We start from the raw sequence: 15,757 nt of genomic DNA, 5'->3' as shown, positions 1-15,757 counted from the left end.
CATTTATTTACTGTAGTTTTCACTACATGGAACTCGATTGGCTTTTCCTTTTCTTCTTAGCCTCCTTTGGAACTTCTGGTCCATCATCATCGGCAGTTTGGTTTTGTTTTTTGCCGCCCTTTTTTTCAGAAGTCTGCTGGACTTCGGATTGCTGCTCTTTTTTAGACTGACGGTTGTCAATGCGCTGTAAATTACTGTCATACACATTGATTGTCTTGAATTGAGGGCTGGCTTCGATATACTGTTTAATTTGAGCACCTTCTTTTAGGAAAGTAGCTGATTGCAGGTTTCCCTTTTTTAAAGAATTCATCAGGTCTTCTTTATACTTCGGATTTTCCAGTTCTTTAATCGAATGTTTGGATAGTGCCGCTTCCAGATCATAACCGTAGTTCTGGTGGTAATGATTTAATTTAAAGTTTCCAGAAGTTTCTGTTTGTTTAAAATCGATTTGAATCCAAGAATTGTAAACTTCGCCCTCTTTACTGGTGAGATCTTTATTGACCGATCTGCCTTCCATTAGATTGTAAGCTTCTTTCATGGTTATGTTACTACCTTTATTGATATAAAAAGTTTGCTCCAAATTTTCTTTGGAATTCTCTTTTTGCAATTCCACTTTATAAGAATTAAAGAAATACAGATCACTTTCTTTTGACTTATTGAAATTCAATGTAGCTATAGCGGTATCATTACCATATTGCGTATTATGCGCCAAAGTAAAATTAGGCTCTTCCTTCTGCATTTTTTCCTTTAATTGAGATTCCAGTGCATCACCGAACCCGGTGTACTTAACCTGCTCTTTTAAGTATTCAAAATTTTTCTCGTTCATGATTTCAATTTTTTAAATTATTATATTAGGTTATAGTTTGGGAAGTACAGTCACCTGTACCAGTTTTGTATTCTTGACATGTTCTTCTAAATGTCTGCCTCCATTTTTTTCCATAAGCTGTATGGCTAAATATTTTTTTTCTGGAATTGTAAATTTTGGAAGAGCAAATACAAAGGTGTTTTCCGATTCGCTGTCAATTTTAATTACATTATTTAAGATATAAATTGGTGTAATTTCTATTTCCTGTGAAGCAGTACGTTTTATTTTTTTAGTGTCGCGAATAAAAAAACGAAGCTGATCGATCTCATAATTGATTTTAGAATGGTTAGTTATTTTTATTCTGTAATACATTACCTCGTCACGAATAAAAATCCCATTGAGTCTAAAATCAATATCGTATTTGCTTTCCTTTTGACCTCTCAGCCTTTTTTTGTCATATAACGCTAATTTTGAATATTCTTCAATATCCTGATCATTAATAATTTCATCTGAAAAATAAATTTCCTGTCCATCCGGCTTAGTTTTATTCAGGATAAGATTCAGCTGCGGAAACTCTTCGTTATAATCTAACACGAAAGAATAAAGTTTACCATCTGTAGTAACTACCGTAAGATTGGTCTGGAAAAATCCTTTTTGAACTGCCTTAACCTGAAGAATGTTTTCAAGACCTTTTGCTTTTTGTACCAATATATCGGGACTTCCTTTATCGACACTTTTTATTGCAAAAGGAAATACAATATTGGTCGTTTTTGAGTATGCTATCAGTAAAGAATCAGACTCAATTTTAGAAAGGTTGTTTTTACTTGTCTGCTGTGCAAATACACTGATGGTCATCACTAATAAATACCCCATCATCAATTGATTGAAATTTTTCATATGTATTATTTTTTTGTTTTTTAATTGGAATCTTTTTGTTTTTCATCACGAAGCAGTACTTTATACCCTGCTTTGACAACTACTTTAACTAGTTTTACTTTTTTACTCAGTAGACTTTTTGCGGCTTCAATTCCGGCTCCTGCTGCCTGAGCTCCCCAGGAGTCGTCAAGTGATGCAACTCCCAAAGTTTGCATGGAACGATCAGCAGAAGCTTTGGCAACATCACGGCTAATAGCTCCCGGAATATATATACCAACAAGTCCATCCATATCGTACACAGACAAATCCACTGGGAATAAGGAGTTGTTGTATCTGATACTGCTAATATTGATAGTTAATCTTTCTCCTTTTAAGGATGCCACTCCAAACAAAAAAGTGTCTTTTGAGATTTTAATACCGTTTATGAAGATGTCATTCATGAGTCTGAACTTAACTGTAGCTCCATTTACAATTGTTTGTGTTTCGTGAATAATCGCTTCTACCGCATTCTGCATTAAATCATCATTTTCAGCTTTGTCCAAAGAATAAAATCTATTCAATCCGGACTCAGTATGATTAACCGTTTTGTTTTGTAAAGAAGAAACAGGATTTTCTTGTTCTCCCGTTGAGATAGCAAATATTTGTCCTCGCTCAGCTTCTGACGCTTTTTTCAATTTTTCCTGCACCCTGTTGGGATGTTGGATATCTAGAATACTTTCCAGCATTCCACCGAGCTGTTTTAGTTCCGGGTCCTGACTTTCCTGCCCATCATTCATGGACTGCATCATTTGTTCCAGCCTGTCCACATCATTGGAATGCATTGCCGTTTGATTAAATTTTGCATTTTTTATATAATCCCTGTTTTGCTCCGGAATTGAAACAGGTGTATTAATTGCTTTTTGCAATGCTTCCAATTTTTGATGTACTTTTTCTTCGTTTGGATCACGATAAACGGATTTATTTAAACCATTTCGTTCTTTCCCATGGGTAACAGCACTGCTGTCTTCGGTGGAATCGATCTGAAAGGACTGGCTCAAATAGTTAGGGTCTTTTTTGATAAGTTCATCAAGCTTAGCGGAATCAAGCGCAGCCAGATCGTAGTAATTCATTTTATCCAGCGGAAGTCCTTCTTTCAGGTTCGCATTGGGAAGTTTTAGATTAAAACCTTTTTGCTGTGGAGCTGTTGAGTTAGCGGCATCCATTTTTCCACCGCCCAATGCCCAAAAAATGGCAGTTAGAAATGGCAAAGCCAATATTGGCAATACCAAGAGCATCTTACGCTGCTTTAGAACTTTTAATAATTTCGTGTTTTGTTCCATGATATTAATTTTTAAGATATGAGTAATAATAATTTTCTAGTATTGTTAAACTGTCCAGAAGTTCGGGACGGTCTGACACAATACTGTCATACGTTTTTTTTCCTGTGGGACTGCGGCCCAGACTATCCATGTATTTTCTAAAACTTGCAATTTTTTCAAATTCTGTTTTACTAATAATTATATTGAGTTCCATACGTCTTTCCTTTATGGGTACCAGATTGGTTGGTTTGGTAATTGGGGTTATGATTATATTTCCAGTTTTATTAGCTGAAAAACTTCTCACAATCAGGTAAATACTGCAACTGCTGGTAAATACTATAAAACAGAGCAGAATCAGAATCCAATTAAGCCGTGTAAAATGAGCCGTTTTACGTTCGAGCCAATTCGCACATTTGTACTGTAATCGCAGATTGGCCTGTTCAAACTTTTGCCAAAGATTATTTTTAGCCCTTTCCAAAACATGGCTTTTTTGGCTATTACGTTTAAAATTGAATTTCATGATGTGCAGTTTTATTATTTTCTGTTTTCCGTACTTATATCGCGATTCTCAATCGTATTCCATCGCTCGATTAAAAAGCCGTGTGGATTGTTGTCGCTTCGCGACACATTACGAAGGTTGCCTTCAGTTATAAGGTTCCGATGTGCAATACTGGTCGTGCGTATAATATTTTGAGTAGCATAACATCGGAATCCATACGGATAATTACTGAGGTCAATAGTTACACTGTCAATCTGAATGGTCTGACTAACGTTTCCCGATATGATACCGGAGTAATAACCATTTTCTTTTAAATCATCGTAAACCCTTTTTGCACTATCATCCGCCAGATAAAGTGCTTTGGTAACATTGCTTTTAATAACTTTATCATCCGGGTCAAGTGTAAAAAATAGCTTATGGAACGTTTTCACATGATCTCTGGCTTCTACCGGAATATTATCTTTTCGGTCTGAAGCATAGGCTTCAAGTGCTTTTCCGTTAGCCAGAATATAAACCTTGTTCTGCATTTGTGATACGAGTGTGAAACTCTTATAAAGGGAAAAGCAGCTAATCAGGATACACCCAGTAATGACAAGCATCGTAAAACCGCGAACATGCCGAAAAGCAGTGTCAATATTTTTCATTTTACTAAACATATACTTTGAATTTAGGATTAAGATTTACCTTTTAACTTATCGGCCATATAATTCTCCTTGTCCTTGAAGTAAGGCTCAGAATTACCGGAATTCGCCATGCTCTGATACATACGCCCGGCAGCATTTCCCATTGCATCAGCTGCCATTGTAGTGCCTTGAGATGCAGTACTAATCACTGAAGTTGTAGAACTACTAAACATACTGGTCACTTTTTGTCCTAGTGCACCGCCACCTCCGGCATGAACAATGTAATTAGCGACTGAGGGAACAGTGAAATAGCCAATAATGCCAATAATCATAAAGACCAGATAGGCAACATCAGTCCTGCTAAAGAATGTATCTCCATATTCTCCAGCTTGAGCTATGTCAATTTTTAGCATATTCTCCTGAATTTTCCCGATGATACTTCCAAATATATTAGCCACAGGGAGCCAGAGATAAATGTTGATGTAACGTGCCAGCCAAACGGTCAGGGTATGTTGAAAACCATCGAAGACCGAAATGCCAAAAACGATTGGGCCTAAAATAGAGAGTACCACCAATTGAAAAGTCCGCAGCGTATCGATGCATAGGGAAGCAGATTCAAATAATACACGCAGTACCTCGCTCATCCATTCTTTTACTGAATTTCGGAAATTATAAGAGGCTTTACTCATTGCAAATTTGATGTCATTCCCAATACCGTCCAGCATTCCCTGTCCACTCGGATCTGCGTCATCATGGGTATAGCGGTACCATTTATCCTGATCGCCGCTTCCTGTGGAACCCACATACATTTTCCAGGGATCTGTTTCTTTTAGTGCTTCTTCTTTTTCTTTAAGCAGTCTTTCAATCGCTTTATTGGATCCCTCTACCATTGCAGCAGTTGCGGTAACAGTAGGTTTCATAACTCCATTAATCATATACAGTACAGACGGGAAAATCATAATGCAAAACCCGATAACAAAAGGGCGAAAGAGCGGATAGAAGTCTATGGGTTCGGCACTTGCAATATGTCTCCAGACTCTTGAAGCGATATACCACATCGCTGCAAAACCGGCAAGACCTTGACCGACGCCAATGAGATTACTGCACAAAGGCATCATTTCATCATACAATTGTTCCAGCACGCTATGCAGACCGTTCATGTCGTCTGCAATTCCTTGTGAGTGGCTCAGAAAGGGGGATAAAATCATTATTACGACAAGTGATATGTGCCTATTTATCTTTATCATGAGAGTGGATATTTAGTTATTTAACTTATAAATATTACGCATTGCGCGGGTATCATTATGCTCTTTGGCACGTTGCAAAGCCAGTACAGCCGTATTGTTGTTGAAGTTTCTCAGGAACAAAAGTTTGTCCTGCATATCTGTATATATTTTGTCAATAGAAGCCAGCCTTTCATCATCGGACATTCGCATTTTATTAGCAGTAATCACCGATGTGAGTTCATCAAGATTTCTAAGACTTTGTTTAAACAGATTATCATATACCCTTTCGAGATAGGCGATTTCTTCAGGATTAAAATTTTTACTATCCCTAAAGCGGTTAAAAGCAGACTTGTATTCTTTTACCAGCACGACCTGATAATTAACAATATCACCTATACGCTTGTAATTCTTAACTGTGGGACTAACCTGCATCAGTGCATCCAAAAATGTTTCATGAAGACTGAAATTTCCTTCAGACAAATCCTTAACCGTATTATAACCACCACTCAGAATTTCATAACCCTTTTTCATGTCCTTTAGAATCTGTTTGAACTGGGCCAATTTTTCTATGTTTAAAATCAATTGCTGGATTTCCTGTTTTTGGGCTGTTACTTTAGACGGAAGTAAAAAAAGAATAAATACAGTTCCTATAATCAGTAATTTTTTCATGGCAAATCAGTATTTATGCTGTTGAGAATACGGCTGTTTTTAGCTGCTTTTAATTCGGTTGCTTTTGATACAGCCAAGATTTTAGTTTGATTACTGAAACTTTCACAGAAAGTATAGTTATCAAGCATACTATCGTAGATCATATCAATGCGTTTCATTCGCTCGTCATCTTTCATTTCGAGTTCTCCATTGGTGATGATTGTTAAAAGCTCATCCAGATTGTCATCACAATTTTCAACTAACCTTTCAAATACTCTTTTGATATAATCGATTTCATCTCCATGAAACAAATCATCCTGCCGAATTTGCTGATACAAATTTTTATAGCTTTTCATGATTTTGATCTGGAGCGCTATAATTTCCGTTACCCTTGCATACTTTATTTTGGGGTTGACTGTCTTAAGGGAATTCAGGTAATCTTTATGAAGATTAAATTCTCCGCGTTTGAAATCTCCTATCGTACCCAGTCCTTTATTGACTACCGAATAACCTTTTTGAGCATATCCGATATACACCTGCAGGGCTGCAATTTGCTGTAAAAGCATCCTTTGTTGTTTGGCTTGTGCCTGAAGATGCCCTGTATTGAGCGCAGTAATAAGCACTAGTAAAAATATCTTTTTCATGATTTTTTAGATTGTTTACGGAATTCCGTAAAATTGTTTGATGGTTTTAACATCATGCTCTGTTTTGGCTCTTTGAAGACTCAGCAGTATATTCTGCCTGTTAAAGAGCGTCAGGTCATCATAATTGGCATCAATCTGATCTGCAGCACTATTTATAATTTCCAGCCTTTTGGCATCACTCATCTGAGTAGTAAAAGAATCCAAGACCATGAAAATCTGATCGATATTTTTCAGGCTTTCATCTAATATTCCCGAGTACACACTTTGCATATAATTCAGTTCGCTGGCATTAAAATGAGCATCCTTTTGAAACAAGTTCCAGGCTCTTTTATATTCATCAACCAAGCGAACCTGTTTTTTACTGATGTCTTTGATACGCTGATAATAGGTAATGATGGATTTGACTTTTGCGAGTTCTTCATAGTAATTTTTGTACAGCTCTTTTTGCTTTTGTGTCCACTCGGATATCTCATCTAATTTTGGTTTGGATAAAACATTCTCTATTTTTTTCTGCGCATTCTGAAGCCAGATCATTTTGTTCTGCAGTTTTTGAATCCTTAGATCAACAGCCTTTATTACCTTTTTGGCAACCGCTTTTACGATTTCTAAAATTGGTATTGCCGCCACTGTTGTCGGTCTTGCCGGAGTGCTAATGAGTAAAAAGCACAATAGGCAGATCGTGATTTTAGTTTTTGCTTTCATATTATTGTTGTTTGGGTTTAATTTTTCATGATGTTTTTACTCTTAGGTCAATGGCGAGCGCCGCAATAGCTTTTTTAATGTCACCATCAAATTTCCTGGCATATGTCTGTACTTTTACTTTTTCAGTTTCTTCGGTGGTGTAGGCCAAATATTCCTCAAGCGACACTTCTGTACGGTAGACTTTAGATTGCATGCCTCCCAGGGAAATAAATACTTCCTTATATTTTTTATTAGGATCATTGGCTTTGTTTACAGATAATACCAATGCCTTTTCTTTATCAGTAAGCCCAAGCAGTTCCTGAATTTGTTCGAATTTATTTTGATATTTATTTTGGTCTAATAATATCTTACAGTCACTATTGTTGATAATAGCCTGCTTGACTACCGGTGAAGAAATGATATCTTCGACTTCCTGAGTCACTACAATGGCTTCGCCAAAGAATTTACGAACGGTTTTGAATAAATACCGTATGTAATCTGCCATCCCTTCTTTGGCAATTGCCTTCCAGGCTTCTTCAATAAGGATCATTTTTCTAATACCTTTCAGCTTGCGCATCTTACTGATAAACACTTCCATGATGATGATCGTCACCACCGGAAAAAGTATTGGATGGTCTTTGATATTATCAAGTTCAAAAACAATAAAGCGTTCTTTTAAGAGGTCTAGATTCTCGGTAGCGTTGAGCAGGTAATCAAATTCGCCTCCTTTGTAATACGGACGAAGCACATAAAGAAAATTATTCACATCAAAATCTTTTTCTTTTACCTTATCACCTTCCAATATGGTAACAAACTCATTTTTTAGAAATTCATAAAAACTGTCAAAACAGGGAAACAAATCCGAATTGATGTCTAACTTTTCATAATACAATTGCAGTGCATTGGACAGTGCCACATACTCACTTCGATTGAAGATTTCATTGTCTTTTTTCCAGAGAGCTAAGAGCAATGTTTTAATACTTTCTTTTTTCTCCGTATCCAGCGTATCACCTTCACTGATGTAAAAGGGATTAAACCGAATCGGGTTCTTTTCATCGTAAGTAAAGTAGTAGCCCTTTACCATATCACACAATCCTTTGTAGCTATGTCCAACATCCACCAGTACAATATGAGTCCCTTGCTCATAATAGCTTCTAACCATATGGTTGGTGAAAAAAGATTTTCCGCTTCCCGAAGGCCCCAGTATAAATTTGTTTCGATTTGTGCAGATTCCCATCTTAACAGGCTCATCGCTAATATCTACATGAACCGGTTTTCCAGTCAAACGGTCTCCCAATCGAATACCCGTTGGACTCAGGGAAGAGCGGTAACCTGTTTCCAGATTCAGGAAGCAGGCCGCTTGCTCTGTGAACGTATCGAAGGTGTCATTCATTGGAAAATCTGCGGAATTCCCGGGAATTCCTGCCCAAAAGATTTGTGCTGCTCCCACTGTTTCTTGTTTAGCAGCTGCATCCATCTGAGCCAGTGCAGACGAAACTTTGTTTTTTAGATCTTTCAGGTCTTCTTTATTGTCCGTCCAAATCAGTACATTAAAATGTGCTTTTACAGGCAGTCTTTGCTGGCTGATAGCCTCGTTAAGAAAATCATTAGTGGCATCACGGGCAATCAGGTTCTCCCTGCTGTAAGCAGATAAGGATTGTAATCGCAGTCTTTTACTTTCAAGCTTTTGCAGCGTTTTCTGGAAATCCTCTATGAAAATATATTGATTGTATATATGATTACACGATAACAGCTGACCAAGTGTTGAAGCAAACCCAATACTGAATTTCGTCTTATCGGTAGAATACCGGTCATAATTAATCCTAGAACCACATAATGCCGGAAGATCAGCAGCGTCTCCTAGTGTATAAATCTGGCAGTGTTTGTCGCCAACCTGCAGGCCATCATCAAAAGCGATATCTTTAAAAATAAATGAGTTTTGTTTTTCAGAAAGAAAACAATACCGCTCTATAATCCCAATTTTTCTGCTATGGCTTTTGAGTTCATCGTTTCCAAGACGAGTCAGTTTTACAAAACCACTGTCTTCTAATATGCGTCTGAATTGCCCAGTACTGTCAATAAACTCCTGACGCACTTGTGGCTTTAATGTTTCTTCCGGAACTATTGAGCTTCTAAGTAAATTTGAAAATAAGGAACTGGATGTTTTTCTCCCTGCCGGTTTTTTGGTTAAAAAAATGTAACAGGAATGATCCAGAAAAGGACGTTCATTAAAAAAACGTTCACTGCTTCGGGTAAGAAAACTGGAGTCTTCAATTGTAAAATCGGGCTCAAACTTACTATCAATAAACCAGTCCTGTTTATGGAACACGCTAAATTTTGGAAGCAGTTTTATCGCTTTAAGCCAAGCCTGATGAAATGCTTCGTATTCCTGATCTGACAAGGTAAATATCTCGGGCAGTTCCGCTCTGAACACAACTGTTACATCTCCTTGTTTGGACAGGATGCAATCGTGCTGCACATCCATAATTGGTAAAATATCATCTATCATCTTTTCCATCATCCTCTTTTTTTACCGCTCAGCTAATGCTAAGCAAATTCTATTTCTTCATCATAAATATTTTTCTGCTTTGGGATTTTACTGCTTTGGGAATCTGTCTTCTCGCCAAAGCTTTCATCATCCCATATTCACCATATTTGTGGCTCATTTTATATATTTTCAACACCCAAAAGGTTCCTGAAATACCAATAATCCCTATACAGATTAAAGAAGGTAAGCCGGCTATGTACATAATGGCAAACAGTATCATAAGTACAATTACACCTCCGCCCAGGTACCAGATATATTGTGCCTTTAATCCTTTAAACTCTATGCTTTGGTTAATTCCCTTGTTGATTTGATAGACACTGTTTGACATGGTATTTATTTTAAAATTTCATTCTGTTGCTGCGTCTCATTTCCGAAAAAGAACGCTCCTGCCATTTATCAGTATTACTTTCGGCAGTTGTGCAGCCCTTTGCCTGTTCACCGTTCTTTACTGGCAGTTGAATTACCGGCACTGTATCGGTTAATTTTGTTTCATTACTGAGCTTATCATCCTGCGGATTGGCTTCCTTCAATTGGTTCTCCTGAATTTTTAGGGCTATTTCCCTTTCCAAACTAGAGAGATCACTTTTCATTTTTTGCAGTTCATGTTCCTGGCTGAATACTTTTGTACTTAATTGCTGTAATTCCGGCAGCTGGTTTTCAATATCCTTTAGTTCCTTTTGGTACTTGTGCGTGAGATGTTCCACCTTATCAATTGCATTAAGAAAATGACGGGCTGCCAACTTTGGGTTGTCTACATTGGGAGTTCCTCCATTGGAAGTATACTTTATACCATCCTCCAAACGTTGCGCGTAAAAGCTGTTAGAGTAACGGTACTGGTACAAGCCATCATTTTGAAAGGCTTCACGTTCTCTTTTTATATAGAGTCCAAAATCGTATAACTTCCCAATTTGTTTGTTCTGGCTATCTCCTTCGGGAGGTTTCCAGTCTTTATAGAGCAGGATAATTTCTTTGCCAATACTTTCTGGATCTGCTGTCTTGCAGTCATACAACTGTATAGGATTGGCTTTGGAACCATCAGGCTCATACTTCAGATTATTTTTATAAATACTGTGATCAGCAGTTAGTTTATCCAGTGTTTTAGTGGTGATTCCCTTTTCTTCTATTAGGTATTCAACCTGATATTTAGTTCTGGAAATTTCCTTGTAATGTGCTTTTTTAAGGCTTTCCATTACTGCTACTTTTTTCTCCAGTTTTGATTTTTCCAGTAATGAAGTATCACCGGATAGTACTGCGATGTATTCCGAAAAGTTCATTCCGCTCTGCTCATCCATGGCTCCCTCATCAATAGTCCTGACATTAAGTTCACAGTTTTTCATCTGACTGATAAATGTCTGTTTGTTCTTCAAAAGGTTGAATTTGTAATTGTCCAGTGACTGTTCCGTGGCATAGATGAAATTCTTTACTTTATTGCCATAATGCTGTTTGGCAATTTCATTTCCTTGTCTGCTGCCACGGCCGTTTCGTTGTCCTAGATCAGAAGGCCTCCAGGGAATATCCATATGATGCATCGCCACAACACGTTTTTGCACATTCAGTCCGGTTCCTGCTTTTTCGGTACTGCCCAAAAGAATACGTATTTCACCAGTGTTCATTTTAGAAAACAATTCTGGCTTCTTCTTATCAGTCCAGTCGTGGATGTAGGTAATCTCATGGGCAGGGATACTAAAATCCCTTACCAGTTTTTCTTTCAACGCATCGTACATATTAAAAGCATCCGGCTTGGGTGTGCCGATATCCGAAAAAACGATCTGAGTGCCTTTATGCTCCATGGATGCCTGGTAAATTTCAGCTACATTTCTGGCGCAAGTATTGACTTTATTACTCGGATGGTCGCCGTATCCTTCATTTATCAGCCTCATATCAGCAGCCATTTTTTTAGCGTAATTAGTAGCGATGAGCATTCTGCCTTTATCTTCCTGCTGGGTAAGAGGTGCTCTGCCGATAAGTGTTGCATTACCAGTTTTGGCAAACTGCATGAGCTGGATAATGAACTGGCTTTGCTCAGGTGTAGGACTGATATTGACAAGTAGCTCATCAATTTCCGGTTTGTCCAGATCAATATGTTTGGCTGTTTTGTAATCGGTAATTTCATTATAAAACAGTGCCAGTTCCGGAACTTTAATAAAATGACGAAAACGCTCTTTGGCAATAATTTCATTGGTAACCGAAAATTCAAAATCAGTCGTTTTTCTGGCAAAAACAGCAGCCCATCCGTCAAAGTTTTCAATCTGCTGGCGTTCCATTTCTTTAGGCCGCAGGTATTTGAAAAGCAGGTACATTTCAGTAAGACTGTTGGAAATTGGAGTTCCTGAAAGAAAGGTTACACACAAATCCGAATCGAATTTTTCCTGAAGCGTGCGCACAGCAAATAACATATTAAGTGCCTTCTGGCTTCCCTGCATATTTCCAATTCCAGCAACACGGTCATGACGTGTGGTGAAAGTCAGATTTTTGAATTTATGTGATTCATCCACAAACAAATGATCAATTCCCATTTCTTTAAAGTTGATACCGCTGTCCTTTTTATCTTCTATATCTTTGAGCAGCGTTTTTAGTCTGCCATCCAGATTGTTTTTTCGTATTTCCAGACCTTTTAAGATCTTTTTGGAGATGTCGCCTCCCAAATCTCTGGCGGTATCAAGGTCTCGTTCTATATTATCCAGTTCATTTTGTAAGATCTCTTTTTGTATTTCGGGTGACTGCGGAATTTTACCAAACTGGTCGTGCGTTAAAATGATACAGTCCCAATTGTTGTTTTTAATCTCGTGAAAGAGTCTCATTCTTTTGGCCGGAGTAAAATCATTCTCACCCGGAGCTAAAATCCTTGCATTGGGATAAGCCTTTCGATAGGTTGCTGCAATTTGATTTACATTTGCATTGAGTGCCAGTATTGCAGGTTTGTGAATAATTCCGAGTCGTTTCATTTCATTGGCAGCCACGATCATGGTAAGCGTCTTACCGAGCCCAACCTCATGATCAATTAAAGCACCGCGGTTCTGAATAATGCGCCATGCAGCATTTTTCTGAGAGCTGTATAAATCATCTATTTCAAGTGCTTTTTTATCCAGGCTTGGAAAACTCAGATGGCTTCCGTCATATTCGCGTAGTACATAACAATTGAAGGTATTATTATAGAGGCTTTCCAGTTCATTTTTGTCGCTTATTAGCAATTCCTGCAGCCATTCTATAAAGCCATTACGGATGTTCTCAATTTTTTGATGAGCAAGTTGTATCGCTTCATTGTCCGGTAGTCGGATCGGTTTTCCACTAGGTCCCTCGACTTCATAGGTAAAAAACGGCGCAGTATTTTCAAGTGCATGCTCCAGTATCGTGTAACCGTAAATAGTTCTGCCGCTTTTTGGAGTTACCGAAAACTCTCTGTCTATTTTGGTATTGTGTCCTGTACTTACTTTAAAGGTATCCAGTGAAGGGAAATAATTAATTTCAGTTGGCTGGTCAAATAATTTCCCTGCGAAATTCTCATAGTATCGGGTGGGAATCCAGCGTTCACCAAGATTGAAATCCAGTAATTCAAAAGGGATACGCTCCGGCTGTACTTTTTCAAGTGCCTGCAATCCTTTGTAATATTGCGTGTTTTCAGGATATAACTCCACAGCCTGTTTAGCCTGTTGCAGTTTTTCTACAACATTTCCGCTTAAGTAGAGGTCTGAAGTTTCCCAATTCTGCCCCGTAGGATTCAGATAAATATGATGGTTCAAACGTTCTATAACCTCATTTTGTTCAAGTCCTGTCGCAGCTGTTATAAATCCTAAGTCAACAGAACCAATTTCGTTTAGACTTCTGGCTAATGCTTCAATGGGATCGTCTGTATAATAGCGCTCTTGCTGTTTTATGACAGATTCAATTAAAATATCAGATTTCACATAACGCTCACCTTCTTTACGTTCCAATGAAGAAAGAATGGTAAAACCAAAAGCGGAATCCTGCATGATGAGCCTGCGATTCTCAGCACCATTTAAAATGCCATAGTGATAAACAAATTTGGTATACTGCTCATCTAGATTTTTCCGAACCTGTTCACTTCCAGCTTTATCTGATTGCTCTCTCTCAAACAAGTCCAGATAATGATCCCGAATAGTAATATAGGCATCATAAAATTTGAGATTGCCTTGTGTTGCTAATGGCTGGAAAAAGGCCTGTTTGTGCTTGTCATTTATGTCACTGATAATCCCAACCGATTCTCCAAGCCGAACCAGCGTGCCTTCTTTATAGAAAGATTTCAGTGAAGCGAGTTCTTCATAAAGCTGTCTTTCCAGATTAAAGGCAGATTCAAGGGTTTTATCTCCTTCATAAGTATACTTGTGATCGTAATACTGAAGAGTATTGGATAAAGCCAGTAATTCATGAGGCAGTAATCCGCCATTCATCCAATTGGCTGAAAAGCCGTCAATTTCCTTTACGTTGGAGTATAATTTATACAAATACCGATTGGACTTGTTTTGTTTGGCAGCAATCAGTACCACATTTTCATGTGATGGATTATCAGTGGTACGTATGGTGCTCAGTATTCGTGCAGTTTTTTTATCCACTACAGTTTCATCGAGAGGATTGATGTAATCCATCGCACGGTTGATATTCTCCGCAGGCACAGTATCAAACAAGCCAAGCTGAACTGAAATACCGCTTGCTTTGCTCTCAGGCATGGGTAAATAAGTAAATTTTGGCCCGATTGTTTCAGCGGGTTGAGCGATCTCTATTATTTGAGCCTTCTCAAAACGATCTTTTCTAAAATTTTCTTTTAATCCCTTGGTAATATTTTCTCCAAGATGGTTTCCAATAGAATTAATATCACCGTTTTGTCTCACACTTTGATGCGCCTGTCCGTATTGGTTTTTACCGGCTCGTATTTCATTACCAACTATAAGTTCGGGTCTGTTGTGCAGATATTTATTAATGCTATATCTTCCAAATTCATTTTCCAGTTCAACGGTTTGCAACAGTTCATTTTCATTGTCAGACAGCTTTTGTTTATGCTCATTTTTTTGGACAATAAGCAAATGATTAGGAGCATCCGTATTTCCGGTTTCTTTCATCAGGTTATCAGGCATAACGGTGGCACTCACAAAATCTACATTTTGAAAAAGATATGCGCGAACACTCTCATTGGAAGGGCTATTTAAAAAACCATCTGTAGTTATGTAGGCCATAAGACCGCCATCAGCGAGTTTGTCCAATCCTTTTGCAAAGAAATAATTGTGTATTTTTCCTGAAATAGCTTTATCAGGATAAGCTTGGTCATAAACAGAAAAATTACCAAAAGGAATATTGCTAACCACAAGATCATAACTGCCGTTATCATTTGTTGGAGCTTCTTCAAGTCCAATTATATGAGTGGTATTTTGGGTTGAAAGTGTACTGTTTAATACAGAAAGTACCAGTCCGCTTAATCGGTCTTTTTCCACAGCAGTAATTTGTTCCAGATTTGAAAATGCGCTATCTGCTTCAGTAATAAAAACACCTGATCCTGCTGATGGTTCGTATAATCTTTTAGGGATAATGCCTTGTTCTTTTAAAACATTGTACAAAGTTTTGGGTACAATCTCCGGCGTGTAAAATGCAGTAAGTACACTATTGCGAAGTGATGAAACAACTGCATTATAATCCTTTTCAGAGTAATGCTCCTGTAATAATTCATGCAGTCGAGTCATCTCTGGATGTAACTTTAAATCTTCTTTTGTAGCTCCTGATTTTATCCAGTCTTCGGTAGTGCCATTGGGATATAGTATCGCTTTGATACCGCCAAATCCGGCATATGCCTTAAGTACAGTAATTGATTCTTCCGATAAAGCATCACTTTGCTGCCATTGCATTGCAATGGTAATCGCCTCGATATTGGCACTTAGTTTTTGGGATAGATTGTAAGCCAT

At 37.9% G+C, this 15,757-nt stretch carries 12 protein-coding genes; all 12 read right to left on the bottom strand.

The genetic code is table 11. The features are described from left to right. Positions 1–22: 22 nt before the first annotated feature. The 12 genes from ACHRV0_RS14635 to ACHRV0_RS14580 are packed head-to-tail and all read right to left on the bottom strand — an operon-like array spanning position 23 to position 15,757. Positions 23–826, bottom strand: coding sequence for a hypothetical protein (locus tag ACHRV0_RS14635; RefSeq protein ID WP_395441381.1), 804 nt, complete (start codon positions 824–826; stop codon positions 23–25). Positions 827–856: 30 nt separating this feature from the next. Next, complete coding sequence (gene traN, locus ACHRV0_RS14630) at positions 857–1,702, bottom strand: conjugative transposon protein TraN (protein WP_395441380.1); 846 nt, start codon at positions 1,700–1,702, stop codon at positions 857–859. Between the two features lie 20 nt (positions 1,703–1,722). After that, positions 1,723–3,000 (bottom strand): conjugative transposon protein TraM, encoded by a 1,278-nt coding sequence (gene traM / locus ACHRV0_RS14625; RefSeq protein ID WP_395441379.1) that lies wholly within the window; start codon positions 2,998–3,000, stop codon positions 1,723–1,725. A 4-nt stretch (positions 3,001–3,004) separates the two neighbouring features. Beyond that, positions 3,005–3,499: a hypothetical protein gene (locus ACHRV0_RS14620; RefSeq protein ID WP_395441378.1), complete on the bottom strand. Its 495-nt coding sequence runs from the start codon at positions 3,497–3,499 to the stop codon at positions 3,005–3,007. A 14-nt stretch (positions 3,500–3,513) separates the two neighbouring features. Further along, positions 3,514–4,122: a conjugative transposon protein TraK gene (gene traK, locus ACHRV0_RS14615; RefSeq protein ID WP_395441377.1), complete on the bottom strand. Its 609-nt coding sequence runs from the start codon at positions 4,120–4,122 to the stop codon at positions 3,514–3,516. A gap of 29 nt (positions 4,123–4,151) precedes the next feature. Further along, positions 4,152–5,348, bottom strand: a complete 1,197-nt coding sequence (gene traJ, locus ACHRV0_RS14610; RefSeq protein WP_395441376.1) for a conjugative transposon protein TraJ — start codon at positions 5,346–5,348, stop codon at positions 4,152–4,154. A 12-nt stretch (positions 5,349–5,360) separates the two neighbouring features. Next, positions 5,361–5,996 (bottom strand): TerB family tellurite resistance protein, encoded by a 636-nt coding sequence (locus ACHRV0_RS14605; RefSeq protein WP_395441375.1) that lies wholly within the window; start codon positions 5,994–5,996, stop codon positions 5,361–5,363. Further along, positions 5,993–6,619 carry a hypothetical protein gene (locus ACHRV0_RS14600; protein ID WP_395441374.1) on the bottom strand — a complete coding sequence of 209 codons (627 nt, stop codon included), beginning with the start codon at positions 6,617–6,619 and terminating at the stop codon, positions 5,993–5,995. Before ACHRV0_RS14600 ends, ACHRV0_RS14605 begins: the two co-directional genes overlap by 4 nt. 15 nt (positions 6,620–6,634) lie before the next feature. Next, entirely contained in the window at positions 6,635–7,321 is a 687-nt protein-coding gene (locus ACHRV0_RS14595) for a conjugal transfer protein TraI (protein ID WP_395441373.1), read from the bottom strand. Between the two features lie 25 nt (positions 7,322–7,346). Further along, on the bottom strand, positions 7,347–9,818 hold the full coding sequence (locus ACHRV0_RS14590; RefSeq protein WP_395441372.1) for a TraG family conjugative transposon ATPase: 2,472 nt from the start codon (positions 9,816–9,818) through the stop codon (positions 7,347–7,349). 40 nt (positions 9,819–9,858) lie between these two features. Then, positions 9,859–10,176 (bottom strand): DUF4133 domain-containing protein, encoded by a 318-nt coding sequence (locus ACHRV0_RS14585; protein WP_395441371.1) that lies wholly within the window; start codon positions 10,174–10,176, stop codon positions 9,859–9,861. A gap of 10 nt (positions 10,177–10,186) precedes the next feature. Beyond that, positions 10,187–15,757 (bottom strand): Eco57I restriction-modification methylase domain-containing protein, encoded by a 5,571-nt coding sequence (locus ACHRV0_RS14580; protein ID WP_395441370.1) that lies wholly within the window; start codon positions 15,755–15,757, stop codon positions 10,187–10,189.

This window comes from Flavobacterium sp. FlaQc-30 (assembly GCF_044005885.1).
Classification (GTDB): Bacteria; Bacteroidota; Bacteroidia; order Flavobacteriales; family Flavobacteriaceae; genus Flavobacterium.
Note: the sequence above shows the minus strand (reverse complement) of the source record. Positions and strands in the feature narration are given on the sequence as shown.

Excerpts from the sequence above, each read along its gene's own strand:
- ACHRV0_RS14635 (WP_395441381.1), bottom strand. The coding sequence starts at position 826 with ATGAACGAGAAAAATTTTGAATACTTAAAAGAGCAGGTTAAGTACACC.
- traN (WP_395441380.1), bottom strand. The coding sequence starts at position 1,702 with ATGAAAAATTTCAATCAATTGATGATGGGGTATTTATTAGTGATGACC.
- traM (WP_395441379.1), bottom strand. The coding sequence starts at position 3,000 with ATGGAACAAAACACGAAATTATTAAAAGTTCTAAAGCAGCGTAAGATG.
- ACHRV0_RS14620 (WP_395441378.1), bottom strand. The coding sequence starts at position 3,499 with ATGAAATTCAATTTTAAACGTAATAGCCAAAAAAGCCATGTTTTGGAA.
- traK (WP_395441377.1), bottom strand. The coding sequence starts at position 4,122 with ATGAAAAATATTGACACTGCTTTTCGGCATGTTCGCGGTTTTACGATG.
- traJ (WP_395441376.1), bottom strand. The coding sequence starts at position 5,348 with ATGATAAAGATAAATAGGCACATATCACTTGTCGTAATAATGATTTTA.
- ACHRV0_RS14605 (WP_395441375.1), bottom strand. The coding sequence starts at position 5,996 with ATGAAAAAATTACTGATTATAGGAACTGTATTTATTCTTTTTTTACTT.
- ACHRV0_RS14600 (WP_395441374.1), bottom strand. The coding sequence starts at position 6,619 with ATGAAAAAGATATTTTTACTAGTGCTTATTACTGCGCTCAATACAGGG.
- ACHRV0_RS14595 (WP_395441373.1), bottom strand. The coding sequence starts at position 7,321 with ATGAAAGCAAAAACTAAAATCACGATCTGCCTATTGTGCTTTTTACTC.
- ACHRV0_RS14590 (WP_395441372.1), bottom strand. The coding sequence starts at position 9,818 with ATGGAAAAGATGATAGATGATATTTTACCAATTATGGATGTGCAGCAC.
- ACHRV0_RS14585 (WP_395441371.1), bottom strand. The coding sequence starts at position 10,176 with ATGTCAAACAGTGTCTATCAAATCAACAAGGGAATTAACCAAAGCATA.
- ACHRV0_RS14580 (WP_395441370.1), bottom strand. The coding sequence starts at position 15,757 with ATGGCTTACAATCTATCCCAAAAACTAAGTGCCAATATCGAGGCGATT.